19 protein-coding genes and 1 pseudogene are annotated in these 26,529 nt (G+C 57.3%); 14 read left to right on the top strand and 6 right to left on the bottom strand.

Features of this window, described 5'->3' with window-relative positions:
- Nucleotides 1-54 precede the first annotated feature (54 nt).
- From psaA to ACVW0C_RS09025, 4 genes are all read left to right on the top strand, one after another.
- A complete protein-coding gene (gene psaA, locus ACVW0C_RS09040; protein ID WP_414351196.1) occupies nucleotides 55-2,322 on the top strand; it encodes a photosystem I core protein PsaA in 2,268 nt (755 codons plus the stop codon).
- A 21-nt stretch (nucleotides 2,323-2,343) separates the two neighbouring features.
- The gene (gene psaB, locus ACVW0C_RS09035) at nucleotides 2,344-4,578 is read left to right on the top strand and encodes a photosystem I core protein PsaB (RefSeq protein WP_457385013.1); all 2,235 of its coding nucleotides are present in this window, start codon (nucleotides 2,344-2,346) and stop codon (nucleotides 4,576-4,578) included.
- A gap of 107 nt (nucleotides 4,579-4,685) precedes the next feature.
- On the top strand, nucleotides 4,686-5,267 hold the full coding sequence (locus tag ACVW0C_RS09030) for a Uma2 family endonuclease (protein WP_414388189.1): 582 nt from the start codon (nucleotides 4,686-4,688) through the stop codon (nucleotides 5,265-5,267).
- 81 nt (nucleotides 5,268-5,348) lie between these two features.
- The gene (locus tag ACVW0C_RS09025) at nucleotides 5,349-6,905 is read left to right on the top strand and encodes a phytoene desaturase family protein (RefSeq protein WP_099812798.1); all 1,557 of its coding nucleotides are present in this window, start codon (nucleotides 5,349-5,351) and stop codon (nucleotides 6,903-6,905) included.
- A gap of 74 nt (nucleotides 6,906-6,979) precedes the next feature.
- On the opposite strand, the gene ACVW0C_RS09020 is transcribed toward ACVW0C_RS09025, so the two are convergent.
- Nucleotides 6,980-8,353 (bottom strand): hypothetical protein, encoded by a 1,374-nt coding sequence (locus ACVW0C_RS09020; protein WP_457385011.1) that lies wholly within the window; start codon nucleotides 8,351-8,353, stop codon nucleotides 6,980-6,982.
- Nucleotides 8,354-8,774: 421 nt separating this feature from the next.
- Between ACVW0C_RS09020 and ACVW0C_RS09015 the strand changes: the two genes are divergently transcribed.
- Complete coding sequence (locus tag ACVW0C_RS09015) at nucleotides 8,775-9,995, top strand: DUF7933 domain-containing protein (RefSeq protein WP_457385009.1); 1,221 nt, start codon at nucleotides 8,775-8,777, stop codon at nucleotides 9,993-9,995.
- A gap of 60 nt (nucleotides 9,996-10,055) precedes the next feature.
- Complete coding sequence (locus tag ACVW0C_RS09010) at nucleotides 10,056-11,165, top strand: hypothetical protein (protein WP_457385008.1); 1,110 nt, start codon at nucleotides 10,056-10,058, stop codon at nucleotides 11,163-11,165.
- 469 nt (nucleotides 11,166-11,634) lie between these two features.
- Here the strand turns inward: ACVW0C_RS09010 and tnpA are convergent, their stop codons facing one another.
- Nucleotides 11,635-12,075 (bottom strand): IS200/IS605-like element ISSoc10 family transposase, encoded by a 441-nt coding sequence (gene tnpA, locus ACVW0C_RS09005; RefSeq protein WP_457385006.1) that lies wholly within the window; start codon nucleotides 12,073-12,075, stop codon nucleotides 11,635-11,637.
- A gap of 57 nt (nucleotides 12,076-12,132) precedes the next feature.
- Here tnpA and ACVW0C_RS09000 point away from each other — a divergent pair, with 57 nt between their 5' ends.
- Nucleotides 12,133-13,377 (top strand): RNA-guided endonuclease InsQ/TnpB family protein, encoded by a 1,245-nt coding sequence (locus tag ACVW0C_RS09000; RefSeq protein ID WP_457385004.1) that lies wholly within the window; start codon nucleotides 12,133-12,135, stop codon nucleotides 13,375-13,377.
- 65 nt (nucleotides 13,378-13,442) lie between these two features.
- On the opposite strand, the gene ACVW0C_RS08995 is transcribed toward ACVW0C_RS09000, so the two are convergent.
- Nucleotides 13,443-14,837, bottom strand: a complete 1,395-nt coding sequence (locus ACVW0C_RS08995; protein ID WP_457385002.1) for a phosphoglucomutase/phosphomannomutase family protein — start codon at nucleotides 14,835-14,837, stop codon at nucleotides 13,443-13,445.
- 270 nt (nucleotides 14,838-15,107) lie between these two features.
- Between ACVW0C_RS08995 and ACVW0C_RS08990 the strand changes: the two genes are divergently transcribed.
- From ACVW0C_RS08990 to ACVW0C_RS08975, 4 genes and pseudogenes are all read left to right on the top strand, one after another.
- A complete protein-coding gene (locus tag ACVW0C_RS08990; protein WP_457385000.1) occupies nucleotides 15,108-15,488 on the top strand; it encodes a hypothetical protein in 381 nt (126 codons plus the stop codon).
- Complete coding sequence (locus ACVW0C_RS08985; RefSeq protein ID WP_457384999.1) at nucleotides 15,445-15,762, top strand: hypothetical protein; 318 nt, start codon at nucleotides 15,445-15,447, stop codon at nucleotides 15,760-15,762. Before ACVW0C_RS08990 ends, ACVW0C_RS08985 begins: the two co-directional genes overlap by 44 nt.
- 183 nt (nucleotides 15,763-15,945) lie before the next feature.
- Nucleotides 15,946-16,950 carry a phosphate/phosphite/phosphonate ABC transporter substrate-binding protein gene (gene phnD / locus ACVW0C_RS08980; RefSeq protein ID WP_457384997.1) on the top strand — a complete coding sequence of 335 codons (1,005 nt, stop codon included), beginning with the start codon at nucleotides 15,946-15,948 and terminating at the stop codon, nucleotides 16,948-16,950.
- Nucleotides 16,951-17,090: 140 nt separating this feature from the next.
- Nucleotides 17,091-18,996: pseudogene (locus tag ACVW0C_RS08975) on the top strand (ABC-F family ATP-binding cassette domain-containing protein).
- Here ACVW0C_RS08975 and ACVW0C_RS08970 read toward each other — a convergent pair.
- Nucleotides 18,993-19,184, bottom strand: coding sequence for a hypothetical protein (locus ACVW0C_RS08970; RefSeq protein WP_457384995.1), 192 nt, complete (start codon nucleotides 19,182-19,184; stop codon nucleotides 18,993-18,995). The pseudogene ACVW0C_RS08975 and the gene ACVW0C_RS08970 overlap by 4 nt on opposite strands.
- 13 nt (nucleotides 19,185-19,197) lie before the next feature.
- Nucleotides 19,198-19,944, bottom strand: coding sequence for an arsenic resistance protein (locus tag ACVW0C_RS08965; RefSeq protein WP_457384993.1), 747 nt, complete (start codon nucleotides 19,942-19,944; stop codon nucleotides 19,198-19,200).
- 197 nt (nucleotides 19,945-20,141) lie between these two features.
- Here ACVW0C_RS08965 and ACVW0C_RS08960 point away from each other — a divergent pair, with 197 nt between their 5' ends.
- A complete protein-coding gene (locus tag ACVW0C_RS08960; RefSeq protein ID WP_457385024.1) occupies nucleotides 20,142-22,667 on the top strand; it encodes a DNA gyrase/topoisomerase IV subunit A in 2,526 nt (841 codons plus the stop codon).
- A 9-nt stretch (nucleotides 22,668-22,676) separates the two neighbouring features.
- Here ACVW0C_RS08960 and ACVW0C_RS08955 read toward each other — a convergent pair whose 3' ends face one another.
- Entirely contained in the window at nucleotides 22,677-23,264 is a 588-nt protein-coding gene (locus tag ACVW0C_RS08955; RefSeq protein WP_457384991.1) for a hypothetical protein, read from the bottom strand.
- A gap of 227 nt (nucleotides 23,265-23,491) precedes the next feature.
- Here ACVW0C_RS08955 and ACVW0C_RS08950 point away from each other — a divergent pair, with 227 nt between their 5' ends.
- Both ACVW0C_RS08950 and ftsH read left to right on the top strand, forming a co-directional pair.
- Nucleotides 23,492-24,367: an SDR family NAD(P)-dependent oxidoreductase gene (locus ACVW0C_RS08950; RefSeq protein ID WP_457384989.1), complete on the top strand. Its 876-nt coding sequence runs from the start codon at nucleotides 23,492-23,494 to the stop codon at nucleotides 24,365-24,367.
- Nucleotides 24,368-24,503: 136 nt separating this feature from the next.
- Nucleotides 24,504-26,426, top strand: a complete 1,923-nt coding sequence (ftsH, locus tag ACVW0C_RS08945) for an ATP-dependent zinc metalloprotease FtsH (RefSeq protein WP_457384988.1) — start codon at nucleotides 24,504-24,506, stop codon at nucleotides 26,424-26,426.
- The last annotated feature ends 103 nt before the right edge of the window (nucleotides 26,427-26,529 follow it).

The raw sequence follows: 26,529 nt of genomic DNA, 5'->3' as shown, positions 1-26,529 counted from the left end.
CTTCTGCCAAGGGGTAGGGATGCTTCGTTCCTTGTCGCAAGAGAGGAGTTCTTGATGACAACTACGCCAAAGGAGCGAGAGCCGAAGGTCAAGGTGTCGGTTGATGTGGATCCGGTTCCCACCTCATTTGAGAAATGGGCTAAGCCGGGGCACTTCGACCGCAGCCTATCCCGTGGCCCCAAGACCACGACCTGGATCTGGAACCTCCATGCTCTTGCTCATGACTTCGACAGTCACACCAGCGACTTAGAAGACGTCTCTCGTAAGATCTTTTCCGCTCACTTCGGCCACTTGGCAGTGGTTTTCGTCTGGCTGAGCGGCATGTACTACCACGGAGCTCAGTTCTCCAACTATTCTGCTTGGCTGGCGGATCCGATCAACGTCAAGCCCAGCGCCCAAGTGGTCTGGCCCATCTTCGGCCAAGAGATCCTGAATGGGGATGTGGGCGGCGGCTTCGAAGGGATCCGCATTACTTCTGGTCTATTTCACCTCTGGCGAGCTGCCGGCATCACCAACGAGTTCCAACTCCTCTGCACCGCTATTGGTGGCTTGGTGATGGCCGGGCTGTGCCTGTTCGCCGGCTGGTTCCACTACCACAAGCGGGCTCCCAAGCTGGAGTGGTTCCAAAATGTGGAATCGATGCTCAACCACCACCTAGCGGGCCTGCTGGGGCTGGGTTCTTTGGCCTGGGCTGGCCACCAAATCCACGTGGCCATTCCCATCAACAAGATGTTGGATGCGGGCGTGCCGGCGGATCAGGTGCCTTTGCCCCACGAGTTCATCCTCAAGCCCGCCTTGATGAAGGAGATGTTCCCCAGCGTGGATTGGGGCATCTTCAGCGGGGTGGTGCCCTTCTTTACCTTGGATTGGGGCAAATACGCGGAGTTCCTCACCTTCAAGGGTGGCCTGGATCCGCAAACGGGCGCCCTCTGGCTAACCGATCAAGCCCACCACCACTTGGCCATTGCCGTGCTCTTTATCGTGGCCGGCCACATGTACCGCACCAACTGGGGCATCGGCCACTCCATTAAAGAGATCCTGGAAGCCCACAAAGGCCCCTTCACCGGCGAAGGCCACAAGGGCCTCTACGAAGTGCTCACCACCTCCTGGCATGCCCAGCTGGCCATCAACCTGGCCATGGTGGGATCCCTGAGCATCATCGTGGCCCAGCACATGTACGCCATGAACCCCTACCCCTACATGGGCATCGACTACGCCACCCAGATCTCCCTGTTTACCCACCACATGTGGATAGGCGGCTTCTTCGTGGTGGGGGGTGCTGCCCACGGGGCCATTTACATGGTGCGGGACTACGACCCGGCGGTGAACCGCAACAACGTGTTGGATCGGGTATTGCGCCACCGCGACGCCATCATCAGCCACCTGAACTGGGTGTGTCTGTTCTTGGGCTTCCACGCCTTCGGCTTCTACGTCCACAACGACACGATGCAAGCCCTGGGCCGTCCGCAGGACATGTTCTCGGACACCGGGATCCAACTGCAGCCCATCTTTGCCCAGTGGATCCAGTCGCTGCACACTTCGGCCATTGCCAGCACGGCTCCCTATGTGGGCGCCTCGGTTAGCCCCATCTTTGGCGGCGACGTGGTAGCTGTGGGCGGCAAGGTCTCCATGATGCCGATGGTGCTGGGCACGGCGGACTTCATGGTGCACCACATCCACGCCATGACCATCCACATCACGGTGCTGATCCTGCTCAAGGGGGTGTTGTTTGCCCGCTCTTCCCGGTTGATCCCGGACAAAGGCAAATTGGGCTTCCGCTTCCCCTGCGATGGCCCGGGCCGCGGCGGCACCTGCCAGGTCTCCGGCTGGGATCACGTGTTCCTGGGGCTGTTCTGGATGTACAACTGCATCTCCATCGTGATCTTCCACTTCAGCTGGAAGATGCAGAGCGACATCTGGGGCACCGTCAACGCCGATGGCACGATTGAGCACATCACCGGCGGCAACTTTGCCACCAGCGCCATTAACATCAACGGCTGGTTGCGGGACTTCCTGTGGGCGCAATCGGTGCAGGTGATCAACTCCTACGGCTCGGCTCTGTCGGCTTATGGGCTGCTCTTCTTGGGCGCTCACTTTGTCTGGGCCTTCAGCCTGATGTTCCTGTTCAGCGGTCGCGGCTACTGGCAGGAGCTGATTGAGTCCATCGTTTGGGCCCACAACAAGCTAAAAGTCGCTCCGGCCATTCAACCCCGCGCTCTGAGCATCATTCAGGGTCGGGCGGTCGGTGTGGCCCACTACCTGTTGGGAGGGATCGTCACCACCTGGGCGTTCTTCCTGGCACGGTTCGGCGCACTCGGCTAAGGCAAGGAGGAAGAGAGAATCATGACAACTGCAACTCGTTTTCCCCAATTCAGCCAAGACCTGGCCAGCGATCCCACCACGCGTCGGCTGTGGTATGGCATTGCCACCGCCCACGACTTCGAGACCCACGATGGCATGACGGAGGAGCGGCTTTACCAAAAGCTGTTCGCCACCCACTTTGGCCATCTGGCAATCATCTTCCTGTGGGCGTCTGGCAACGTCTTCCACATTGCCTGGCAAGGCAACTATGAGCAATGGGTAGCCAACCCCACGGGTGTCACCCCCATCGCCCACGCCATCTGGGATCCCCACTTTGGCAAGGCAGCGGTGGAAGCCTTTACCCAACCGGGGGGCGGCGGCCCCGTCAACGCGGCCTACTCTGGCCTGTACTACTGGTTCAACACCATTGGCCTGCGCACCAACGGCGATCTCTACACCGGTGCCATCGGCCTGTTGTTGTTGGCGGCGGTGTTTCTGTTTGCCGGCTGGCTGCACCTGCAGCCCCGCTTCCGGCCTAGCCTGAGCTGGTTCAAGAACGCTGAAGCCCGTCTCAACCACCACCTGGCCGGCTTGTTTGGGGTCAGCTCCCTGGCTTGGACTGGTCACCTGGTACACGTCGCCATCCCCGAGTCCCGCGGGCAGCACGTAGGCTGGGACAACTTCCTTACCACTCTGCCCCACCCGGCAGGTCTGAAGCCCTTCTTTACCCTCAACTGGGGGGTGTATGCCCAGAACCCGGACACGGCCAACCATGTCTGGGGCACGGCAGAAGGGGCGGGCACGTCCATCCTCACTTTCTTGGGTGGCTTTAACCCCAACACCCAGTCCCTGTGGCTGACGGACATGGCCCACCACCACCTGGCCATCGCGGTGATCTTCATCGTGGCCGGCCACATGTACCGCACCAACTGGGGCATTGGCCATAGCATCCGGGAGATCCTTGGCGCCCACAACCCCCCCAAGGGCACTCCCTTCGGAGGCCTGCTGGGAGAAGGCCACAAAGGTCTCTACGACACGGTCAACAACTCCCTGCACTTCCAGTTGGCTCTGGCCTTGGCCTGTCTGGGGGTGGTGACCTCGCTGGTGGCGCAGCACATGTACGCCCTCAACCCCTACGTGTTCATGTCCATGGATCACACCACGGAGGCGGCTCTCTACACCCATCACCAGTACATTGCTGGCTTCTTAATGGTGGGGGCGTTTGCCCACGGGGCCATCTTCCTGGTGCGGGACTACGATCCTGAGGCCAACAAGAACAACGTGCTGGCGCGGGTGCTGGATCACAAGGAAGCGATTATCTCCCACCTCAGCTGGGTATCGCTGTTCCTGGGCTTCCACACCCTGGGGCTGTACGTCCACAACGACGTCATGCAGGCCTTTGGCACGCCGGAGAAGCAGATCCTGATCGAGCCGGTGTTTGCTCAGTTCATCCAGGCCTCTCACGGCAAGATGATCTACGGCATGGATGTGTTGTTGTCCAACCCCGACAGCCTTGCTTCTACTGCTTGGCCCAACTACGGCAACGTGTGGCTGCCGGGCTGGCTGCAGGCCATCAACGATCCCAATGGATCCCTGTTCCTGCCCATTGGCCCGGGTGACTTCCTGGTGCACCACGCCATTGCCCTGGGCCTGCACACCACCACCTTGATCCTGGTGAAAGGTGCGTTGGATGCTCGCGGCTCTAAGCTGATGCCGGATAAAAAAGACTTCGGCTACAGCTTCCCCTGCGATGGCCCGGGTCGGGGCGGCACCTGCGACATCTCCGCCTGGGATGCCTTCTACCTGGCCATGTTCTGGATGCTGAACACCATCGGCTGGGTTACCTTCTACTGGCACTGGAAGCAGCTTGGGGTTTGGAGCGGCAACACTGCCCAGTTCAACGAGAACTCCACCTACCTGATGGGCTGGCTGCGGGATTACCTCTGGGCCAACTCCGCCCAGTTGATCAACGGCTACAACCCCTACGGGATGAATAACCTGGCGGTTTGGGCCTGGATGTTCCTGTTCGGCCACCTGGTGTGGGCAACCGGGTTCATGTTCCTGATCTCCTGGCGCGGCTACTGGCAAGAGCTGATCGAGACCTTGGTGTGGGCGCATGAGCGCACTCCCTTGGCCAAGCTGATCCGCTGGAAGGATAAGCCGGTGGCCATGTCGATTGTGCAGGGTCGTCTGGTGGGTCTGGCCCACTTCACGGTGGGTTACGTGCTGACCTACGCGGCCTTTGTTATCGCCTCGACAGCCTCTCAGTCGGGGTAGCAAGCCCATAACCTGCTGAATAGGGATCCCTCGGCTTGTCCAGGGATCCCTTTTTTGTGAGTTGGTAGAGTGGTGATATGAAGTTTAGGGTCTGATGAGTTTGGTCGATGACTCTAGCCGCCCGATTGGATCCCTATATCAGGCGATATACCTTTGAGGAGTTTCATCGACTGATTGAGTCTGGACAGATTGAAGAGCCCAATCAGTTGGAGCTGATTGACGGGCTCCTGGTTCAAAAGATGACGAAAGGGGAGAGGCACGCCGCCTACTGTAGCCGCCTGTACCGACTGTTGGTGGGCCTTGTGCAGGAGCAAGCTATTGTGCGCACCCAGGATCCGGTGCAACTGCCCCCCAATCACGAGCCAGAGCCCGACTTTGCCATTGTGCGCTTTCAGCAGGATGAGTACCGCTCTCGGCATCCTCAGCCCGAAGACATCTATCTCATCATCGAAGTGGCTGATTCTTCCCTTACCTATGATCGGGAAGTCAAACTCGGACTCTACGCCAAAGCCGGGATCCCCAACTACTGGATCTTGAACTTGCAAGAGAACTGCCTAGAGACGTACAGCTTGCCAATAGAGTCGGGAGTTTACCAAAAAAGAGAGGCTTACACCCCCAAGGAGAAAGTTGGGATCCCAGGGATCCTGGCTGGAGAGTTGAGTCTGGATCAGGTTTTTTCCATCGGTTAAGGCAGGGATCCCTTGCCGGCAGATCGAATCTTGGCTGGCAGGAGTATTGTGGGTGGGGAAGCATTTGCAAAAGGATTGTTGATGAGCTACGACGCAGTGGTGATTGGGGCCGGGCATAACGGGCTGGTGAGCGCTTGCTATTTGGCCAAGGCCGGGCAAAAAGTGCTGGTGCTGGAGCGCTATCACACCGTTGGTGGGGCTGCCATTACAGAAGAAATTCACCCAGGCTTTCGCGTGTCGGTGGCTTCCTATTCCTGTAGTTTGCTGCGACCGGAGATCATCCGCGATCTGCGCCTGCCGGACTATGGCTTTGAGGTCTATGCCAAGCAACCTTCCTATTTCATGCCCTTCCCGGATGGGCAGCACCTCTTCCTGTATGCCGATAACCGCGCCAAGAGCAAAGCGGAAATTGCCAAGTTTTCTCGCAAAGATGCGGAAGCCTACGACCGCTGGGAGGAGTTTTGGGATCGGGTGAACGAGGTGGTGGAGCCAACTTTGATGCAGCCGCCGATTTCACTGGGGCAACTGGCGGATCGCTTTGCAGCTGCTGGCTATGAAGACGATTTCCGCCGCATCATGCTCCTCTCGACCACCGATCTTTTGGATGAATTCTTCGAGTCGGAGCAGGTCAAGGCGGCGATGGCTCCCCAATCTTTGATCGGCACCTCTGCCGGGCCGATGACTCCAGGTACGCCCTACATTTGGCTAGTCCATGCGGTAGGTCGGGCCATTGGCTCGCGTGGGGTCTGGGGCTATGTGCGCGGTGGGATGGGATCCATTACCCAAGCGATGGCCAAGGCAGCTCTGGACTTAGGGGTGGAGATCCGCACGTCTGCTCCAGTGGCGGAGATCTTGATGGAGAGTGGGCAGGCCGCTGGGGTTATCCTCGAATCGGGGGAAACCGTGCGGGCGCGGGCGGTTCTCTCCAATGCCCATCCCCAAATCACCTTTTTGCGGCTCTGCTCCTCTTTGCCCCCAGACTTGCGTGACCGGCTAGAACGGCACTACCGCACCTCAGGCCCGGTGTACAAGCTCAATTTGGCCTTGGAAGAATTGCCTCGCTACACAGCAGCCCCTGCTGAAGTGCCCCCAGAAGTTGTCAGCTCTGCCACAGTGGATATTGCTCCCTCGGTGGCCTATCTGGAGCGGGCTTGGGATGATTGCAAATACGGGATCCCTTCCCGGGATCCGTTTATCGAGATCTACAGCCAATCCCCCACCGACCCGACGATGGCTCCCCCAGGCAAGCACATTCTCTCCTGTTTCTGTCAGTTTGTGCCCTACCAACCCAAAGGGCGAGACTGGAACGATGGCCTACGGGAGGAATTTGCCGATCGGGTAATCGACAAAATTGCCCAATTTGCCCCCAACATTAAAAACGCCGTGATCGCACGGCAGATGTTGTCGCCCGTGGATCTGGAGGCCCGCTTCGGCCTTGTGGGGGGCAGCATTTTTCACGGGGAAATGACGCCGGATCAAAGCTACAACCTACGGCCCATCTCCGGCCTGGCCGACTATCGATCCCCCATTCCCGGCCTTTACCTCTGCGGCTCAGGGGCGCACCCAGGAGGCGGAGTGACCGGGATCCCTGGCCACAACTGCGCACAGGTGGTGCTCAGCGATCTGCCCAAGCTTTAACAGACAAAAAAGGCTCAGCCACAAGAGCCAAGCCGGAGTGGATCCCTGGTTGGAGATTAGACGGATTGCCTGGGTTACAGCCGTACTTCCGTTCCCTCAAAGAACCCACGGATGATCAAAATGGCCCCTTCCTGAGTAGCAGGAGTTCCTGGTTCATCCGCCGTCCCACCTTCAATGTTGCCGGTGGGGAACTCTTGTTCCAGGAACCACTGACCGGAAATCCGCTCTGCCGAAGTGGTTTGGTCGAAGACAAGGTTCAGGTTCCCTCTTTGGGTTCCCCCACCAATATCAAGCCGGTTAAACGGCCCCGCCAACTGCGCCCCGGCTAGGGTGCGGAAGACGAAATCTCCTGTGGTGGGCACAATGCCTTGAAGGATAACGGGCTGAGGGTTGTCTCCTTCCGCAGGCGAGCCGGGCAAGGTACCCGTAGAGCGCTCTGTGCGCAATGAGAAAAAGTAATCAAAGGCTGTTGGGGCATCCGGACGAGTGGGAACAGGTAACTGGGGAATTGGGGTGGGGAAAGGTCGCGGTGGAGGGCTGACCTGCACAAAGTTGAGGACTGTGCTGACGTTGGCTGGATCAAACTCCGCCTGTACGCGGCCGTTCAACAGGCGCCGGATACGCACCAACTGGTTGGGCAAGATGTTCGGTCGAGTCGGATCCGGAGCAAACAGCACCGACTGCGTACCCACCTGGGCAGGGCGATAGACAATCTCCGCCTGGTTGGGCCGGAAGTTCAGGCGGGCAAAGAGAGCCAAGGCATCCTCAGGAGTGCCATCGCCCGCAACACCTCGCTGCCGCACCACAAAGCTGGCGGAGAAACTACCTGTCTGGAGAATGGCAGATACTCCTTCTGTTGGGTTCACGAAGCTTCCTGCTGGTGGGTCGCCGTTGGGGCCAGGATCTTCATAGAGTACCCCCGTGGTGCGGACAATGAGAGAAGAATCTCCCTCTAGGACAACTTGGTTGCCATTCCTATTCACCAAGATTCGGCGCACGGTGAGAGTCAAGACAGTACCTTCCCTGGCGGCTCTAAAGGTTGTGTTCACTCGAATGCGCTGGTCGTTGGGGAGGGTCGAAATTGCAACCAGCCCGGCGATACTAAATTGCGTAGATAGTCTGCCGTCGTTGGGTCCAAAGGCAGTGATATTCACCAGCGGTGTGGTTCGCCCAATTTGGACGGCCAGGGTGCTGGAGCGAAGAGTTGAGTCAATCGTCAGCTCAGTGGCTGGGATCTCGTTCACGGGCAAGATGCGGGCTTCAACATTGGCGATGCGAGCTTCACCGCTTCCCTGCAAGGGGTTGGTACGCACAGGGATCCCGTTGTCAAACCTCGGATTGACATAGTCCAAGCGGAGGCTGGTGGTCTCCAGCACCGAGCCGGGGGTAAAGCGGTACTCCTGCGCCGAGACAAACGCCGTGGGATCCACCTGGACGGGCCCAGGCAAGGTCGGGGACTCATTAACCTCGCCGCAGCCGCCTAGCAGCAAGACTCCACACAAAACCGCTAATGAGCGACCTTTGAAGTTCATAAGGCACTTCCTCACACACCCTAATCTGGGGAAATCCACACACAAAATGGAGGGAAAGGCACCCAACCCCAACGCTACAGGTAAGCTGGCCGCCCCTGCTCGAGGCTATGATACCCCATATCTAGGGGATGGGCCATTTCCGGAAAAATTTCTTGGATTTGCTCTGCCGGTCGCTTGACAACGCCCTGGAATGCAGTAGAACTAACAGCAGTCATCCCCCTTTCAAACGGGATACCTCGTAATCTTGCTTGTCAATGTACAGGGGTAAATTCAGTGGATCCCGGCTGGACGCTGTCGGAAAGATTTGCTGTGGTGTGAGTGAGTGGAGACTTCCCCAATGAAACGACGTTCTGGCTCAGCCCTTGGCGGCGGTGGCCTTTCCCTTCTGGTAACTTGGGCTTCGCTGGCCCTGGTCACTGGTTGTAGCAGCGAGACTACTGGTGGGCTGCCGCCCCTCTTGACTGCCGACGGAGCTACACCCCCTCCGGTGGCGGTTGCCCCTACCATTTCACCCAACCTCACGCCCATCACCTTTCGCCCCGGGCCGGACTTTGCCCCCATCACGCCGCCGCCCATTCAGCCCGACTTACCGGATCCGCCGCAATTTGGGCCGGAGGGTGGTTTTGATGTCGATCAGCCGTCTGCATCGCTCTCTTACAGAGTGGACTTGACCAACCTGATTGTCCGAGGAACAATTGCGAGTGTAGACATTCAGGTCTTGAACATCACTTGTGGAACGGATGTTACCAGCGTAATCCGGCCTGAGGCCCTGAGTCAGTTTAGGAACCTGCTGATTGGGAGAGGCAACACGTTCACTGACGCTAACGGCTTCAACTTTAGCTACACGTTTCCAACGGATCCTAGGTTTTTCGATGACTTGAGGATTTTTTCAAAGGGAAGTAGGAGGATCGAGAACCAAGAAATACTGACAGGAGATGACATTGTTTTTGTCCTAACTATTAGAGATGCTTTTGGACAAGTTTTGCGGGTTGATGACTCAATTTTCAATCCAGGGGAAACTCGAAACGAGGTGCGCGGCTTTGCCATTCCACCCTGTGGCAACCTTCCTCAGCCAACTCCCACTCCAACTCCTACTCCTCTGCCGCCTGTACCTACGCCTACCTCAGGCCCCACTCCTGTGCCAACGCCGGTTCCTGTGGGACCCTCGCCCCTGTTTGCTCGCTTCCTACTGCCCAATCCAGCGCCGGTCAATACACCTGTTACCCTCACCTTTGTAGTCGATAACCGAGTGGCTGGCGCTATTCCCTTGAGTGGTCTCAGCTTCCAGGCAGTCTTGCCAGAGGGGCTGGTCGTGGCCAATCCTCCCACACCTGCCGGCATTGCCAATCCAAATACCTGCGGGGGCACTTTGGGCGCAATACCGGGAACAAGGATCATCAACCTTTCGGGCGGAGTTCTGGCAGCAGGTGCTACTTGCGAGGTGAACGTCTCCATTCAAGCAACGGCTCCTGGGATCTACACATTGCCGCTGCTATTTGTGTCGAACAATCAGACTCTACCCAGTGCAGCTCCTCCCATCACTCTAGTAGCTAACTAGCAGCCAATGGTGATGCGGCTTTGGAGAGGACTTCCGTTTTGTAAGCGAAGGTGGCAGGAAATGAAGGTGCAAAAGTTCAAGACTGAAAGAAGTTGGTTGCGGGCTTTAGGCAGCGCGGGGGCTGTTTTCTTCACTACGGCAAGCTTGATCGGCTGTCAGCAATCCAACGACAAAAGTGCCACTAGCTTTGTTCCTGGGCCGATCATTCCGCCGCAAACGCCCAGCGTACCTACCGGAGGCACTGAGGTGGGTTTACCTCCTATAGCCCCAGGGATCCCTTTACCAACTCCTACCATTGCTATCCAACCTCCTCTCCCAGCCCCAACCATTCCTCCGATTCCCTCTCCTGCTCCTGTTCCCACCATTAAGGCGGAGATCCCTGTTCCTTCTACTCCTTTCCCTTCTCCTCCCCCGACGCCGTTCCCTGTTGGGAAAGTTAGCGTTACGCCGGAAAAAGTTGTGTTTGCGAAAGGCACAACTGTTGGTTCTACCGAAACTATAACCCTTACGCCTTCCAAAGCTCCTGCTAATGGCAGTTTGGTGTTGAAGGTGGAAAGCAATAACCCACAGGTGGTGGGCATTTCTACAACGGCTGCCTCTTTTGTAACCGTCGTCATTCCACCGGAATCCCCAGATACACCCAAAGTTGGGTTAACTCGTTTGATCCCGGCCACGCAAGCGGGCAATGCCACCATCACAGTTACCCGCGACCCTGCCACAACGGCTGGCAATTATCCGGTGGGCAGTGTGAATATCGCTGTGCCAGTTACCTTATTGCAAACTGAACCGCCTAGCATTGCTGTTAAGCCTACCTCCATTACATTTGGCGAGAATGCTCCAGCTGGAACCTCTGCTAAAGTAGCGGTTACGCTCGAAGCAGCAGCTCCGATTGGTGGGCAGGTTGTATTGGATGTGAGCGGAACTCCCAATCCTTTTGTGCCAGGCGCTCCGTTTACCGTTTCGACCAGCACGCTAGTCTTTAAGGAAGGCAACAAAGGACCTCAGGAATTCGCGGTTATTCGCCTGACCGATGGTGCAGCTGCAGGCTCAGTCACTATTAAGCTCAATACAGCTCTGACCACTGCTACCAATTTCTTGACCAGCGATCTTAGTGCTGTGATCCCTGTTGAAGTTAAAGCGCTGCCAACTCCGCCACCTGCCAGTATCTAGGATTGAATACGATACGTCGGTGAACTGCAGCGCTAAACTTAACTTGAAGCTTACTGTGCCTCCAAAAGTTACTCTTACCGGCACCATTAAGAGTCCTCTTACTTTCAAAGCTGAGCCAGCTCCCGCAGCACCCTTCGCATTCGACCCCGCAACAGGCATCATTTCCGTTCAATGTCCAGCGGCAGCAAACCAGCCCCCCATTGGCCTTTCTTTCTCTGCATTGGTGACCGTTACCGATTCTTCGATTCCTCCGATTTCAGCTCAAAAGTTTGTTTCAGTTAAAGTCGAATAGCAAATATCGCCTCTAAGAAATCTGTGCAAAGCTAGGAGGGGGTGATGGAACTGATCACATCAAATCCAAAGTCCCCAGCGTGTCTCCTCAGGGGCTGGGCGCGCTTAGCTAGTCCGCCGAGAAGCCCCGCCCTCTGTCCGCAGGACGTATGGCCTACGGCCCGCTGAAGCGAACGCGCTAGCGGCGCGGAGCGCTTGGGTCGGGATGAGAGGCGGGAGTACCTTGGCTTTCAATGTACTGGCTCAATGCCGAGACTGTTACCCCACCACATGAAGCGATGAAATAAGATTCATTCCACAGCACATTTTTCCGGTATATCTTGCTGATGTAGTCCGCAAACTCGCTTCTCATCCTGCGACTAGAGACGGATTTGATGTTGTTTACCAATTTGGACAGATCCACCTGCGGGTAGTACTGGAACAGCAGATGAACATGGTCTGCCTCGCCGTTAAACTCAATAAGTTTGCAGCCCCACTTTTGGCAGAGGTCATACATAACTTCATGCAATCGCTGCAACATTTCTCTAGTAAATACCTTGCGTCGGTACTTGGTGGTTAAGACCAAGTGTGCCTTCAAATCAGATACAGCTCTGCCGCTGGAAACAAAATCATGCTTCATGGTCGCTAATCCCTGCTGGCGCTATAATCAGTGTAGCGGTTTCTGAGTACGCTTAAGATGAGGACTGCCTATCAGTACCGCCTGCGGCCTACGCCCAGTCAAGTTGTCCTGATGGAGCAATGGCTGGAGCTGTTGCGCAAGCAGTACAACTATCGGCTGGCAGAGCGGTTTAACTGGTGGGAGCAAAACCGCTGTGATATCAACGCTTGCCCTTTAATCTGTCATTTGCCTGATCTGAGAGACAGGCCGGATGTCTACTCCCAAAAACGAGACTTGGTGAACACCAAGGCAAGGTTCCCCGAATACCAAGCAGTCCACTCGCAAGTCCTCCAAGATTGCGTAGAGCGAGTGCACAAAGCATTCGACCGCTGGCTGAAAGGCGACCGCAACGGCAAGAGGATAGGGAGGCCGAGATTCAAGGGGGTGGGCCGGTATCGTTCCTTCACCTTCCCCCAGATGAAGCAGGACTGCCTTCAGGGGAAGTTCATTCATCTGCCCAAGATTGGCACAGTTAAGCTGATTCAGCACCGTCCTTTGCCTGACGGTTTTGTCATCAAGACTGCTACCATCACCCGCAAAGCGGACGGGTGGTATGTGACATTAAGCCTGCAAGATACGTCTGTCCCCGAGTTCACTCCTGACCTGCCAACACTGGAGAACACCATGGGGATCGACATGGGGCTGGACTCCTTTTTGACGACCGATACGGGGGAGTCCGTCCCAGTGCCCCAGTATTACCGCCGCGCCCAAAAGCGGCTGGAGAGGCTGCAGCGGTCTTTATCCCGCAAGCAGAAAGGGTCAAACCGCCGTAAGAAAGCCCTGAAGCGGGTGGCCAAGGCTCATCTCAGGGTGGCCAACCAGCGTAAAGACTTCCACTACAAAACAGCCAAGAAGCTGGTAAGCAAGGGAAAGCATATTGCGTATGAGGCGCTCAACATCAAAGGTATTGCCAGAACCAAACTAGCGAAATCTACTTATGATGCCGGGTGGGGGCAATTCCTGCGGATTCTCGCAGTCAAGGCTGAAAGAGCTGGGCTGAGGGTGATCGCAGTGGATCCAAACGGCACAAGCCAAAACTGCTCTCGGTGCGGCCAAAAGGTACCGAAGACCATTCAAGACAGGTGGCACTCTTGCCCGCATTGTGGGCTAGAGCTGAGCCGAGACCACAACGCGGCGATAAACATCAAATACAGAGCGGTGGGGCATCCCGTTCTTAAAGCTCAGGAAACGTCCTTCACAGGAGTCACTGAGAAGCCCGCACTCTTTCGCTTTAGCGGCGCGGAGCGCTTTGCGTCAGCATGAGTGCGGGAGTATGTCACTCCGTGCTTTTCGGATCAGTATCGTAGGGCTTGGTACTCGGATCTGAACTAAGCTGCCAATGTTGCTGCCCAATCCAGGAGGGCGTTCACTGCTTTTAGGTCTTTCGCCTCTGAGTACAACCTCAGCAGAGGCTCGGTGCCACTGCCGCGAATCATCACCCAACTGCCGTCGGCAAGGGTAAATTTGTGGCCGTCTTTGTCGAAATGCTTGATCACTTTCTGCCCCAAAATCTCAGCCGGGGGATCCATCTGTAGCCGTTTGAATAACTCAGTTTGTTGGTTTTGATCCGCGAGGTGGAGATCGCGGCGCAGGTAAACAGAGGTGAACCCTTCCCGTTCCTGCAAAGCTCGGTAAAGGGCGCTGAGATCTTGGCCGGTTTCCGCGACCGCTTCGATGAGATAGAGGGCCGAAAGCAGAGCATCCCGCTCGGGAATGTGGCCCAGGTAGCCGATGCCGCCCGATTCTTCCCCGCCCAACAGCACCTGGGTGCTCATCATGCGCTCGGCGATGTACTTAAAGCCCACCGGCATTTCCGTAACCGGTAGGCCATAGTGCTGTGCAACTTTAACAAACAGCTCGGAGCCGCTGATGGTTTTGACAATCTCGCCCCGTAAGCCGCGTCGCCCCGCCAAGTGGTCGATCAAGATGGGGATCAGGATCTGCGGGCTGAGGAAATGGCCCTGCCCATCCAGGGCGGCAATGCGGTCGGCATCTCCATCAAAGACCAGGCCCATTTTCAAGGGGGCCGGATCCGCCGCGATGATCTGAGCAGAAGCCTGCAGGTTTTGGGGCAAAGGCTCAGGGGGAAATCCCCCAAACAAGGGATCCCGATGCGCCTGCAACTCAATGACCTTCTCCCCCAAGAGGCGCTTGAGGCCGCCAGCGCCAGAGCCAAACATGACATCCACCCAAATCTTGGCCGGGGATCCCTTGAGCTTTTCCAGATCCACAAAGCGGCTGAGCTGAGCCAGGTAGCCGGGCCAGGGATCCCAGGTGTGGATGGGGGCCTTGTGGGATCCAAGAGGCTGGAGGCTTTGCAGCTCCTGCTCGATGGCGGCGGTAACTTCCGGCGGCACGGAGCCACCGAATCCCCCCTTGACCTTGAGGCCGGAATAGTGGGGGGGGTTGTGGCTGGCGGTGATCACCAAAGCGCCGTGGCAGCCCCGCTCCTTGGCACCCCAGCTAAAGGCCGGCGTTGGGGCCACACAGGTGGAGAGGTAAACTGGGATCCCCAGGCGGGCCACCACCTCAGCAACGTGGGCGGCAAAGCGTTCCGAAAGAAAGCGGTTGTCGTAGCCGACCAGGATCCCTTCGCCGGGGTAGGTGCGGGCCAATACTTGGGCGCTGGCCTGGGCGGCAAGGGCCAAGTTTTGGAAAGTAAAGCCATCGGCGATCACGGCTCGCCAGCCGTCGGTGCCAAAGCGGATGGGGGGGGTGGGCATGGCTTGATGTATCGGATCCCGTCGCATCAACTCATAGCATGATGCCAAGGTCAATGGTTTCAAGGAGGACGAAAAAGCGGTTGATCTGCGGTTTCTCAGCCCACTCTCAGGCAAAATGGGCTGCATTCTCAGCTGGAGCGGGGGTAATAAGAGAGGAGTTTCTCTTGCAGGGTTCATCAATCCAGCTCCCAGCCTGACGGCCCAAGGTATCTGCGAGGGAGTTCCTCCGCGTATTTACGTGGGTACAGTTCTGCAAGTTGTGGTGCCAAGATGTTCAGCCTACTCCTTCTGCTGACCTTGATTGGGGTGATCTTCTTCACCCGGCGGCTACAGCAACTCCTGCACAACATTCCGCAGCGCTACTGGCTCTCTCTGGGTGGAGGGATTTCTCTGGCCTATGTGTTCACGGCTTTTTTGGCGGAAGTGACGGAGCTGCAACAACACTTGATGCCCCTAGAAGTGCCTGTGTTGGGCTATTTGATTGAACACATTCATCTGCTCATGTTGCTGGGCATTGTTACGGTATATGGGTTAGAGGGGCTGGCCCAATCTTCCAAGCAAGGGTTATTTGCTAAGACACACGGTGCAAGAATGGCTCAGTTGCCTGTTGCTGACCATCGCTTTGGCTATCCACCTCAGCATCGTCTGTAAAGATCTATTTGAGCATCATCCCCACTTATTTCAGCACCAAGGGCGTTGGCTGTTGATCGGATCCCTTTTTGTCGGTTGGCTGATGGGGCAAAGGGCCATTTTGCCGGAGATAGCCTTAGCCGCCAGCATTGCCTTTGTAGCGGGGGTTTTAATCTTTCAAGTGCTGAAGCACGAGCTACCCGAAACCGAAGGGCACTTTGGGGCATTTTTGGCGGGTGTTGTCGGTTTTGGTAGCTTGCTGGTGGCCATTTCGGCCATTCGGGCCTGGGAGTGAGTTCTACGGGTAAACCCAGCGTATCAGTAGCAATCACTGGGATCCCTCTCTGAAATTCTGCGGATTTTGAGTGGAGATTACCTTTTCTTAATCTTCGCTTAACGAAAAGTTAACTCTAGCCTGCTATTTTCTATCAGTTCCTTGAAGAAACACTAAGCCCTCATTGAGGAGTCAATGGACACTATGATGAAAACTTTCTTGGCAGGCCGTCGCTCTTTGCTCGTGGGGCTAGTTGCCACCGTGGCCGGTGCTTCTGTAGCCCTGTCTGGACTGGTGCATGCCCGGGCCAAAGATTGCCCCCGTCCGCCGGAGATGGATGTGCGCTTCTGCGACCGCGATGGCGATTTGATTGCCGATGTGCCGGAAGATCCGAACGAGTGGATCAATCCGGATACCCTGATCTTTGCCTACACCCCCGTTGAGGATCCCTCAATTTACGAGAACGTTTGGGCTGAGTTTCTCGATCACTTGGCAGAGGTAACCGGCAAGAAGGTGGAATACTTCCCAGTGCAGTCCAATGCTGCTCAGTTGGAAGCGATGCGGGCGGGCCGTTTGCATGTGACCGGCTTTAACACCGGCTCTGTCCCTTTGGCGGTGAATGCGGTGGGCTTCCGTCCTTTTGCTATGATGGCCAGCTTGGATGGCAGCTTCGGCTACGAAATGGAGATCATCGTTCCTGCCGATAGCGATATCCAATCCATCGAAGATCTGCGCGGTCGGCAATTGGCTTTCACTAGCGAAACCTCCAACTCTGGCTTTAAGGCTCCTTCGGCGCTGCTGAAAGCGGAATTTGGCATGAAGCCCGGGGTTGACTACCAAACTGTCTTCTCAGGCAACCACGAGAACTCTATCTTGGGTGTGTTTAACGGTGACTACGAGGCGGCGGCTATTGCCAACTCCGTGATGACCCGCATGGCCAAGCGGGGCACGATTGATCCCAGCAAAATTCGCACCATCTACAAATCTCAAACTTTCCCCACCACAGCCTATGGAGTTGTCTACAACCTCCACCCAGAAGTGGCGGAAAAAGTGAAAGAGGCTTTCTTCACCTTTGAGTGGGAAGGCACCAAGCTAGCGGAAGAGTTTGGCAAGAGTGGTGAGGAGCAGTTCATTCCCATCACTTACAAAGAGTATTGGGAAGTGATCCGCACTATTGATAAAGCCAGCGGCGTGGAGTACAAGCTCTAAATCCTCTCCAGCAGATCTTTCACTTATGGGATCCCTTCTCGATCGGGGATCCCTTTTTGTTGTCCTGCAACAGTCAGGATCGAGCCGGACAGTATCATCGTTGCAGACCTATCCTGCAGATCCCAGCATCCTGATCCCCCATGGCCCTGTTCACCCTCAACTCCGTTCGCAAAGATTTTGGCATCAAGGAACTCCTGAGGAATGCCAGTTTCAGCCTAGAAGAAGGCGATAAAGTCGGCATCATCGGCACCAACGGTTCCGGAAAATCCACACTGCTCAAGATGATCGCTGGCCTAGAACCCATCGATGGGGGCGACCTCTGGGTCAGTTCTGGGGCGAGGATAATCTACCTACCCCAACAGCCAGAGATGGATCCCGAGCATACGGTGCTGGAGCAGGTGTTTGCGGCTGCCGGAGAAAAAATGCGCCTGATCCGAGCCTACGAGGAGCTTTCCCATCGCTTGGCCCATCAAGGTGGGGATCCCAGTCTGTTATCCCAGTTGGCCAGTATTAGCGAGCGTATCGAGGTGGAATCCGCTTGGGATCTGGAAACCCAGGCCAAAACCATTCTCAGCCGTTTGGGCATTGCAGACTTTCAGGCCCGCGTTGGCGATTTGTCGGGGGGATACCGTAAGCGGATTGCCATTGCGTCAGCCCTCTTGGCAGAGCCAGATGCTCTACTGATGGATGAGCCCACCAACCACTTGGATGCCGAATCGGTGGAATGGTTGCAAGATTATTTGAATCGTTTTGCTGGGGCAGTGCTGCTGATCACCCACGACCGCTATTTTTTGGATCGGGTTACCCAGCGCATTCTGGAAATTGATCGCGGCGATCTGTATGCCTACAGCGGCAACTACTCTTACTACCTGGAGAAAAAAGCGGCTGCTGAAGCGGTCGAAAAGGGATCCCAACGCAAGTATGCCAATCTCTTACGGCGGGAATTGGAATGGCTCAAACGAGGCGCCAAAGCCCGCAGCACCAAGCAAAAAGCCCGCAAACAGCGCATCGAAGACCTACAAAATCAAGAATTCAAGCAAGCTCTGGGACAAGTGGATATTGCGACCGCCGGGCGTCGCATCGGCAAAAAGGTGATCGAGCTAGAAGGGATCCACAAATCCTACGGCGACCAACTCCTCATTCAAGACTTTACCTATACCTTTGCCCCCGATGATCGGGTGGGCATTATTGGCCCCAATGGGGCGGGAAAATCGACTTTGATGAATATCATCATCGGCAAATTGGCTCCAGATGCGGGCCGAGTGGAGATTGGCCCCACCATCCACATTGGCTACTTCGACCAACACTCTGACGATCTCAGCCTCAACCCCGACCAACGGGTGATCGAGTACCTCAAAGAAGTGGCAGAGCTGGTGAAAACTGCCGATGGGGAGACGATCACCGCATCGCAAATGTTGGAGCGCTTTCTCTTTCCCCCCAATCAACAATATGCCCCACTCCACTTCCGGTGGTGAGCGCCGCCGCTTGTTTTTGTTGAGGGTGTTGATGCAAGCGCCGAATGTGTTGATTTTGGATGAGCCCACCAATGATCTGGATGTGCAAACCTTGGCAGTATTGGAAGACTATCTGGAAGAATTCAATGGTTGTGTGATCGTGGTGTCTCATGACCGCTATTTTTTGGATCGCACCGTGAATCGCATCTTCGCCTTTGAGGGATCCGGCCAAATCCGGCAATATCCTGGCAACTATTCTGTTTATCTGGAGCATAAGCAGCGCCAAGAGAGTGAGATCAAATCCGCCCGCCCTGAGTCTGTCCCTCTCATTCCCCAGCCTGAAAAAGAGCTTGATAGGATCCCACAAAGCAGAAAACTCTCCTTCAAAGAAAAACGGGAATATGAGCAGCTTGAAAGCCAAATTCCGCAGATGGAGGCAGAAAAAGCTGAAATTGAGCAGATCCTTTATCGCAACCCTCCCAGCGGCTACAGCGAAGTGCAAAAGTTAGCCCAGAAACTGGCAGACTTAACCGCCGCCATCGACTCCGGGACCGCCCGTTGGCTAGAATTGGCCGAGCGCCACCTCAACTAGCGTCGAGCCTGCTTCCAGCATCTCTTCTGTCGAATTTGCAACAGCATCTGGGCAACAATCGTCAAAACCGGCAGCTCGATCAGGGGGCCGATCACCAAAGCCAGAAGGATCAACGGACGCTGCGGAAAAGCAGAAGCAGCAATGGCCAAAGCAAGCGGAGAATTGCGAGCCAAGGTTGTACAGGTCAAACAGACCCACTCCTCATAAGCCAAACCCAGCCAGCGGCTGACCTGGTAAGCCAAGAGGAAGTTGACGGCGAAAAAAAACCAGAATGGGAGGCAGAAGCTTGAAAAGTAGGGCTGGATTCTCAGCGAGAATGCTTCCTTCAGTGGCAAAAATAAAAACTATCGCTAGATTCAAAGCCACAATCTGCATGATGCTAATCCGGTCTTGATAGCTTTCAAGGGATCCCCTCTCTCCACGTTCCGTTTTGATTTGCCGAATGGAGTATTGTGTGAGTGCTGCTGCCAGCAAAGGCAAGAAAAGGATCCAAAACAAGCCTGACAATAAAATTTCAACATTTAATTCGACTAAATCTCCTGCCAAAAGCAAAAGATAAACTGGCAAAAGCAAAACTTGCAGAACCAAATTAACAGGCAACAGGGCCGTTGCTAAAACCACATTTCCACCCGCTATCCCTGTAAAAACCAAATACCAATCCGTACAAGGAGTTACCATCAACATGAGCAGGCCAACCCACAAATCTGGCAGATCCGATAAAAAAACAGCCCCCAATCCCCAGGCAAAAATCGGAGTCCACAGAAAGTTGATCGACAAACTGGCCAACGCCACTGCCAATACAGCTTTAGAAGCGCGATTAACCTGCTCAAGTTTCTGAAAAAAACCTTTCCCCCAGATGCGAGTGGAATGCCCAGGAAAGTGAGATAAAGCAGCAAAGCCAACAGAGGTTGTACCCAGCCTCTTAAGATTTGGACAGAGTTTGGCCATCCTGTGAGGGCCAGACCCACGCCGATCGATACCACAACGAGCAAAGGTTGAGCTCTTTCAGAGAAACGCATGGATACAACTCGATGGATAGTGAGCAGCATTTCCAGTCTCTCAGCCCCTGTCAGTGTGGGATCCCACCTCGCAAGAACCAGAGAAACGGCTACAGTAACCTGGAAAGCGTTCCGCTCCTTTGTGCCATGACTCAGCAACTGACTCTCGACGGACTGGGATCCGAATCGAACGGGGGGCCGCGTCAAGGGCGGGTGATTGCCACCGATTTGCAGGGGGAGATGCAGCGCTCCTACCTGGAATACGCCATGAGCGTGATCGTGGGGCGGGCCTTGCCGGATGTGCGGGATGGCCTCAAGCCGGTACACCGCCGCATCCTCTACGCCATGCACGAGCTGGGCCTGACGCCGGATCGCCCCTACCGCAAATGCGCACGGGTGGTGGGGGATGTGCTGGGGAAATATCACCCCCACGGGGATCAGGCAGTTTATGACGCGCTGGTGCGCATGGCACAAGACTTTTCCAGCCGCTATCCCCTGGTGGCGGGACACGGCAACTTCGGCTCTGTGGATGATGACCCGCCGGCGGCTATGCGCTACACGGAGTGCCGGCTGGCGGAGCTGAGCCACACAGCGCTTCTGGAGCAGGTATCGGAAGCGATTGTCGATTTCATGCCCAATTTCGACGGATCCCAGGCGGAGCCCACCGTTCTTCCGGCCCGCTTGCCCATTTTGCTGCTCAACGGCTCTGCCGGCATTGCTGTGGGCATGGCCACCAATATCCCACCCCACAACCTGGGGGAAGTGGTGGATGGCCTGTTGGCTTTGATCGACCATCCCGACCTCAGCCCTGAGGAACTGTTGCGGTGGATCCCAGGGCCGGATTTTCCCACCGGCGGCCAAATCTTAGACACCCAAGGGATCCGCGCAGCCTACCTCACCGGGCGCGGTTCCATCACCCTGCGGGGGGTAGCCCGCTTCGAGGAGATCCAGCCGGGCAAAGGACGCCACCGCCGACCCGCCCTGATCATCAGCGAGTTTCCCTATCAGGTGAACAAAGCCGCCTGGATCGAAAAAGTGGCCGAGCTGGCCAACCAAGACCGCATCAGCGGCATCGCCGATCTGCGGGATGAGTCGGATCGCAGCGGCATTCGCGTGGTGGTGGAGCTCAAGCGAGAAGCCAACCCGCAGGCGGTTTTGCAGCAGTTGTATAAGCTCACCCCTTTGCAAAGCAACTTTGGAGCCATCCTGCTGGCTTTGGTGAACGGGGAACCGCGGCAGCTCAGCCTCAAGGAGATCCTGCAACACTTTTTGCAATTTCGCGAGGCCACCCTCAACCGGATGTTCCGTGCCGAGTTGCAGCAGGTGCAGCGCAAGGCGGAAGAGGTGGCAGGAATGTTGCTGGCGTTGGCGGATCTGGAGGGGGTGATCGAGCTGCTGCGGCAAGCGCCCGATGGCACCACGGCCAAAGCCCAATTGCAAACTCGCCTGGGCTGTACCCCCCAGCAGGCAGAGACGATTTTGGCCATGCCTCTGCGTCGCCTGACGGGATTGGAGCGGGAACGGCTGCACCAGGAACACGCCCAGTTGCAGACCCGCATCGAAGAACTGCAGGGGCTACTCAGCGACCGCCGCAAGCTCTTGAATTATTTGAAAAAAGAGCTGCGACACCTGAAAAAGACCTTCGGGGATCCCCGGCGCACCCAGATCCTCTCGGCCTCGGAGCTGGAAGCGGAAGTGGCCCAAATCCCCAGCGGCGAAGAGACGGAAGAGACCCACTTCTTGCTGCAATTCACCCGCAAGGGCTATGTGCGCCGCCTGCCTCTGCCTGGCCGTCGCTCCCGCAGCAACCCGGCGCAACGGGAACTGGGGGAAGATGTGCTGGTCGGCCTGGAATGCGTCACGCTGGAGCAGGAAATCTTGGTGCTCACCCCCGGCGGCAAGGCTTTTACCGTGCCCATCGCAGGGATCCCCCTCAGCACTGGGTCTTCACGGGGGGTACCCCTGCTCACCCTTCTTCCCAACCCTGAGCCGATGGTTGCCACCTTCACGTTGGATCCGGATCCGGGCAAGGCAAGTTTGGTGGTGCTCAGCCGGCAGGGGCGGATCAAGCGGCTGGCCCTGGCAGAGTTGATGGGCCTCACCCAACGGGGATCCACTGTCCTAAAGCTAAAAGAGGGAGATGAGCTGGGCTGGGCAGCCCTTTGGGATCCCGGCCACCAAGGCTACAGCGTCGTCCTGGCTACTTCAGGGGGACGGGTGCTGCGGCTGGCTGCCGAAGGGATCCCTTTGATGGGTCGAGCGGCTATGGGATCGCCGGCCCTGCGTTTGGGGCGCGCCGAGCGAATAGTTGGTATGGCGCTGCTGCCCCCGCAAGGGATCCTGGTTCTGGCCAGCCGGTTGGGCCACCTGAAGCGCTTGCCCCTGAGCGAGATCCCCATCCTGGAGCGGAGTCAAGTGGGCGTGCCGGCCTTTCACTTCTCCGACCGGGGAGATGGCTTGGCGAGCTTGGTGGGTCTCCCCCCCGATTTGGAGCAGCATCCCCATCTGCAACTGGATGTGCTCACGGAGTCCGAACGGATGTACTCCTTCTCCCCTGCTGACATCCCGCTGCAAAGCCGATCCGGGGACGGATCCCTCCTGGTCAAAGGGGAGCGGGTCAGGGAGTTGCGCCTGTTCTGGCCGCAGTGGCTGCCGGAAGCCGAGGCAGGATAGCTACTGCCGCTAGGACGGAGAGCCTTCCCCAGGCGAGGCAGAATCGGCCGGCTGAGAGCTGGGATCCGTCTCCGGCGCTTCGGGATGGCGAACGGGCTTGGGAAGGGTTCCACCTGCCTTGAGAACCAAACAGCGCACGGTTTGGTGCAGCTCCTCCAGCAAGATGCTGATGGCAGAGCGGAAGTCTCGGTGGTCATCTCGCATTTGCTCCAGCATGGCGCGGATGACTTCCTGACAATCCTTCAGGATGTGCTGCTGCTGGGCAACAATCTGCACCAGTTCGCTTTGTTCCTTGAGCAGCTCCCGCAGACAAGAGCGCAGCTCTTCCACATGGCTCTGCCAAAGGGCCTGTCCTTCCCGCAGCTCCATCACGCTGGTGCGCAAATCGGCGGTCGAGTCTCTTAGGGCTTCGCTGTGGCGGCGCTCGGCTTCCAGTTGCTTTTGCTGCTCCTGCTGCTGTTGGCGCAACTCAGAATTGGCCCGCAAGTTGGCTTCCGCTGCCCTGAGCAATTGAGCCAATCGAACCTCAGTAACAACCCAACGCTCTTCCGGGGAGAGAGATCGACCTCGGCCAACTCGCCTGCAGAAGTACTTCACAGTCGCTGCACCCTATACACAACTCTCTACTTTAAATCAAAGCACCATAGGACTTCAGCCCAAGCAGAGACCTGTCTATCGGGCTTTGTCCCGGCTGTTTTCTGGGTTTACCCAATGTAGCCATGATAGCGGATGCCGAATCCAGAAGTTCGGAAGGCGAGGCTGCCCCTCTCCAGGGATCCCGGTCGTTCTTCTAGGATGGTGGAGAGTTTGGATATAAAGAAACCATGCCTTCACTTGCCAATCAAGTGGTGCTGATTACCGGTGCCTCTGCTGGAATTGGGGAAGCCGTCGCTCTGGAGGCGGCCAAACGCGGGGCTCGCTTGGTGCTGGCGGCCCGCCGGGAAGGGCTGCTGCGAAACGTCAAAGACTTGGTGGAGAGTCGGGGAGCGGAGGCGCTGGTGGTGCCCACCGACATGGCCGATACGGCCCAGGTGGAGGCGCTGGCCCAAAAGGCTCTGGATCACTTTGGCCGGGTGGATATCCTGGTGAACAACGCCGGCTATGGCCAGATGGGGCCGGTGGAAGAGGTGGATGTGGCGGCCATGCGGCGCCAGTTTGAGGTGAATGTATTTGGCTTGCACGCCCTCACCCGTGCCCTCTTGCCCCAAATGCGGGAACGGGGCAGTGGCCGCATCCTCAACCTCAGCTCGGTGGCCGGCCAGCTGTCCATGCCTTTCAGCGGCGTTTACAGCGCCACCAAGTTTGCTGTCGAAGCCCTCAGCGACGCCCTGCGGGTGGAAGTGGCCCCCTTCGGCATCAAGGTCATCTTGATCGAGCCGGGGCCGGTAGCCACCGAGTTTGGCCGCGTGGCGGAAGAAACCTTTGCTGCCGTTGTCAACCCCAACGGCCCCTACAAGGCGATCTTGGACAAGACCGCCGAGCTGGCCAGCTCGTTCAGCAAAATGGCCTGGCCGGTGGAAAAAGTGGCGGAGCCGATCTTGAGGGCGATGACCGATCCTCACCCTTCCGACCGCTACACCGCTTTCACGGGGGGTAAGGTGGCGTTGGGGCTGATGCGGCTCATGCCCGCTGCTCTGGCTGACTCCATGTGGCGGCGCGTCTATGGGCTGGATGGTCTGGGATCCCCCGGCTCGGCCTAACTGCAGGCTTGTGGCGGGCATCGGATGAGGCAGGGATCCCTCAGGAGCTCATCCTTGCGGGGGTAGGGTTGTGCCTTCCAGGAGGGACAGGTTAAGTTTGTTAAAGGACTTTTAATAACCGAGCGTTCTCTTCCCTATGAACAAGCCTCTATCTCCCCAGCGCTGGCTGATCGCCCTCCTGCTGGGCTTTTGTCTCTGGCAGGGATCCGGCCTGGTGCTGCAGCCTGCACCCGCCCATGCAGCTTTGGCCTCGGCCCTCACCTACGATCGCTTTTTGCGCTACGTCGAGGAGGGGCGGGTTACGGATGTGCGCCTCACGGACAACAATCTGGTAGCTGAAGTTACGGCTGTGGATCCCCAGACCCAGCATTCCACCCGCTACCGAGTGAACCTGCTGCCCAACACCGTACCGCAACTGGTGGACCGCCTCACCGAGCAGGGGATCGAAGTGGCAGTGGTACCCACCCGCAATGGCAGCGCCTTTTGGGCGCTTCTGGGCAACCTGGTGATCCCGCTGTTGCTGTTGGGGGGGTTGTTCTTTTTCCTGCGGCGTGCCGGTGGCGGAGCGGGCGGCCCTGGGCAGGCAATGAACTTCGGCAAATCGCGGGCCCGCTTTCAGATGGAAGCCAAAACCGGCGTTAAGTTCGACGATGTGGCCGGGATTGAAGAAGCCAAAGAAGAATTGCAAGAGGTGGTTACCTTCTTGAAGAAGCCGGAGCGCTTCACCGCTGTTGGGGCCAAGATCCCCAAAGGCGTGTTGTTGGTGGGGCCGCCGGGGACGGGCAAAACCCTTCTGGCCAAGGCCATTGCCGGCGAGGCAGGAGTGCCTTTCTTTAGCCTGTCCGGCTCTGAGTTTGTGGAAATGTTTGTCGGGGTGGGTGCCTCTCGCGTACGGGATCTCTTCAAGAAGGCCAAGGAGAATGCGCCCTGCATCGTCTTCATCGACGAGATTGACGCGGTGGGCCGGCAGCGGGGGGCCGGCATTGGCGGGGGCAACGACGAACGCGAGCAAACCCTGAACCAGTTGCTCACCGAGATGGACGGCTTTGAGGGCAACACCGGCATTATCGTGATTGCCGCCACCAACCGCCCTGATGTGTTGGATGCCGCTCTCTTGCGTCCGGGGCGCTTCGACCGCCAGGTTACGGTGGATCGGCCTAGCTTTAAGGGGCGCTACGAGATCTTGCGGGTGCATGCCCGCAACAAGAAGCTGGCGGAAGAGGTCAGCCTGGAGGCGATTGCCCGCCGTACCCCTGGCTTTGCCGGTGCGGATCTGGCCAACCTGCTCAATGAAGCGGCCATTTTGGCGGCCCGCCGTCAGCGCATGGCCATCACCAACCAAGACATTGAGGACGCCATTGACCGCATCACCATTGGCCTGACCAAGCCGCCGCTTCTGGACGGCAAGAGCAAGCGCCTGATCGCCTACCACGAGTGTGGCCATGCCCTGTTGATGACGCTGCTGCCCCATGCAGATCCCTTGAACAAGGTGACCATCATCCCCCGTTCCGGCGGCGCAGGTGGCTTTGCCCAGCAACTGCCCAACGAGGAGCAGATCGACTCCGGCATGTACAGCCGCGCTTGGCTGCTGGATCGGGTGGTGGTGGGCTTTGGCGGTCGGGCGGCCGAAGAGATCGTCTTCGGCTACTCGGAAGTGACCACCGGAGCCAGCAACGACCTGCAGCAGAACACGAATCTGGTGCGGCAGATGGTGACCCGCTTTGGCATGTCTGAGCTGGGGCCCTTGATGCTGGATCCCCCCAACAACGAGGTATTCTTGGGCGGCGGCTGGATGAACCGCGTCGAGTACTCGGAGGATGTGGCCGCCAAGATCGACCGCCAGGTGCGGCAGATCCTGGAGAGCTGTTACCAGAAAGCCAAGCAGATTTTGCTGGAGCACCGCCCTCTGCTGGATCGATTGGCCGATACCTTGGTGGAACGGGAAACCCTGGATGGCGACGAATTCCGGGCGATTGTCTCGGAGTATGTGCCCATCCCGGAGAAGGTCGGCCTACCCAGTCCATTCCCGGAAGCGGGACGGAGTCCAAAGCTGGTCTAAGGGATCCCATCTCCATTGCCAGATAGACAACTGGGGGGGTTGTTGGGGCTGGATCCCGGCAGCTGCCCCCTTTTCCTCGCGAGTTTTGGGTTGCGTTGGGCTG

This window comes from Thermostichus sp. OS-CIW-26 (genome assembly GCF_054058395.1).
This window is presented reverse-complemented; position numbering and strand designations above follow the sequence as displayed.

Bases quoted from the DNA above. Each gene is read 5' to 3' on its own strand.
- psaA (WP_414351196.1), top strand. From the start codon at position 55: ATGACAACTACGCCAAAGGAGCGAGAGCCGAAGGTCAAGGTGTCGGTT.
- psaB (WP_457385013.1), top strand. From the start codon at position 2,344: ATGACAACTGCAACTCGTTTTCCCCAATTCAGCCAAGACCTGGCCAGC.
- ACVW0C_RS09030 (WP_414388189.1), top strand. From the start codon at position 4,686: ATGACTCTAGCCGCCCGATTGGATCCCTATATCAGGCGATATACCTTT.
- ACVW0C_RS09025 (WP_099812798.1), top strand. From the start codon at position 5,349: ATGAGCTACGACGCAGTGGTGATTGGGGCCGGGCATAACGGGCTGGTG.
- ACVW0C_RS09015 (WP_457385009.1), top strand. From the start codon at position 8,775: ATGAAACGACGTTCTGGCTCAGCCCTTGGCGGCGGTGGCCTTTCCCTT.
- ACVW0C_RS09010 (WP_457385008.1), top strand. From the start codon at position 10,056: ATGAAGGTGCAAAAGTTCAAGACTGAAAGAAGTTGGTTGCGGGCTTTA.
- tnpA (WP_457385006.1), bottom strand. From the start codon at position 12,075: ATGAAGCATGATTTTGTTTCCAGCGGCAGAGCTGTATCTGATTTGAAG.
- ACVW0C_RS09000 (WP_457385004.1), top strand. From the start codon at position 12,133: ATGAGGACTGCCTATCAGTACCGCCTGCGGCCTACGCCCAGTCAAGTT.
- ACVW0C_RS08995 (WP_457385002.1), bottom strand. From the start codon at position 14,837: ATGCCCACCCCCCCCATCCGCTTTGGCACCGACGGCTGGCGAGCCGTG.
- ACVW0C_RS08990 (WP_457385000.1), top strand. From the start codon at position 15,108: ATGTTCAGCCTACTCCTTCTGCTGACCTTGATTGGGGTGATCTTCTTC.
- phnD (WP_457384997.1), top strand. From the start codon at position 15,946: ATGATGAAAACTTTCTTGGCAGGCCGTCGCTCTTTGCTCGTGGGGCTA.
- ACVW0C_RS08965 (WP_457384993.1), bottom strand. From the start codon at position 19,944: ATGGCCAAACTCTGTCCAAATCTTAAGAGGCTGGGTACAACCTCTGTT.
- ACVW0C_RS08960 (WP_457385024.1), top strand. From the start codon at position 20,142: ATGACTCAGCAACTGACTCTCGACGGACTGGGATCCGAATCGAACGGG.
- ACVW0C_RS08950 (WP_457384989.1), top strand. From the start codon at position 23,492: ATGCCTTCACTTGCCAATCAAGTGGTGCTGATTACCGGTGCCTCTGCT.
- ftsH (WP_457384988.1), top strand. From the start codon at position 24,504: ATGAACAAGCCTCTATCTCCCCAGCGCTGGCTGATCGCCCTCCTGCTG.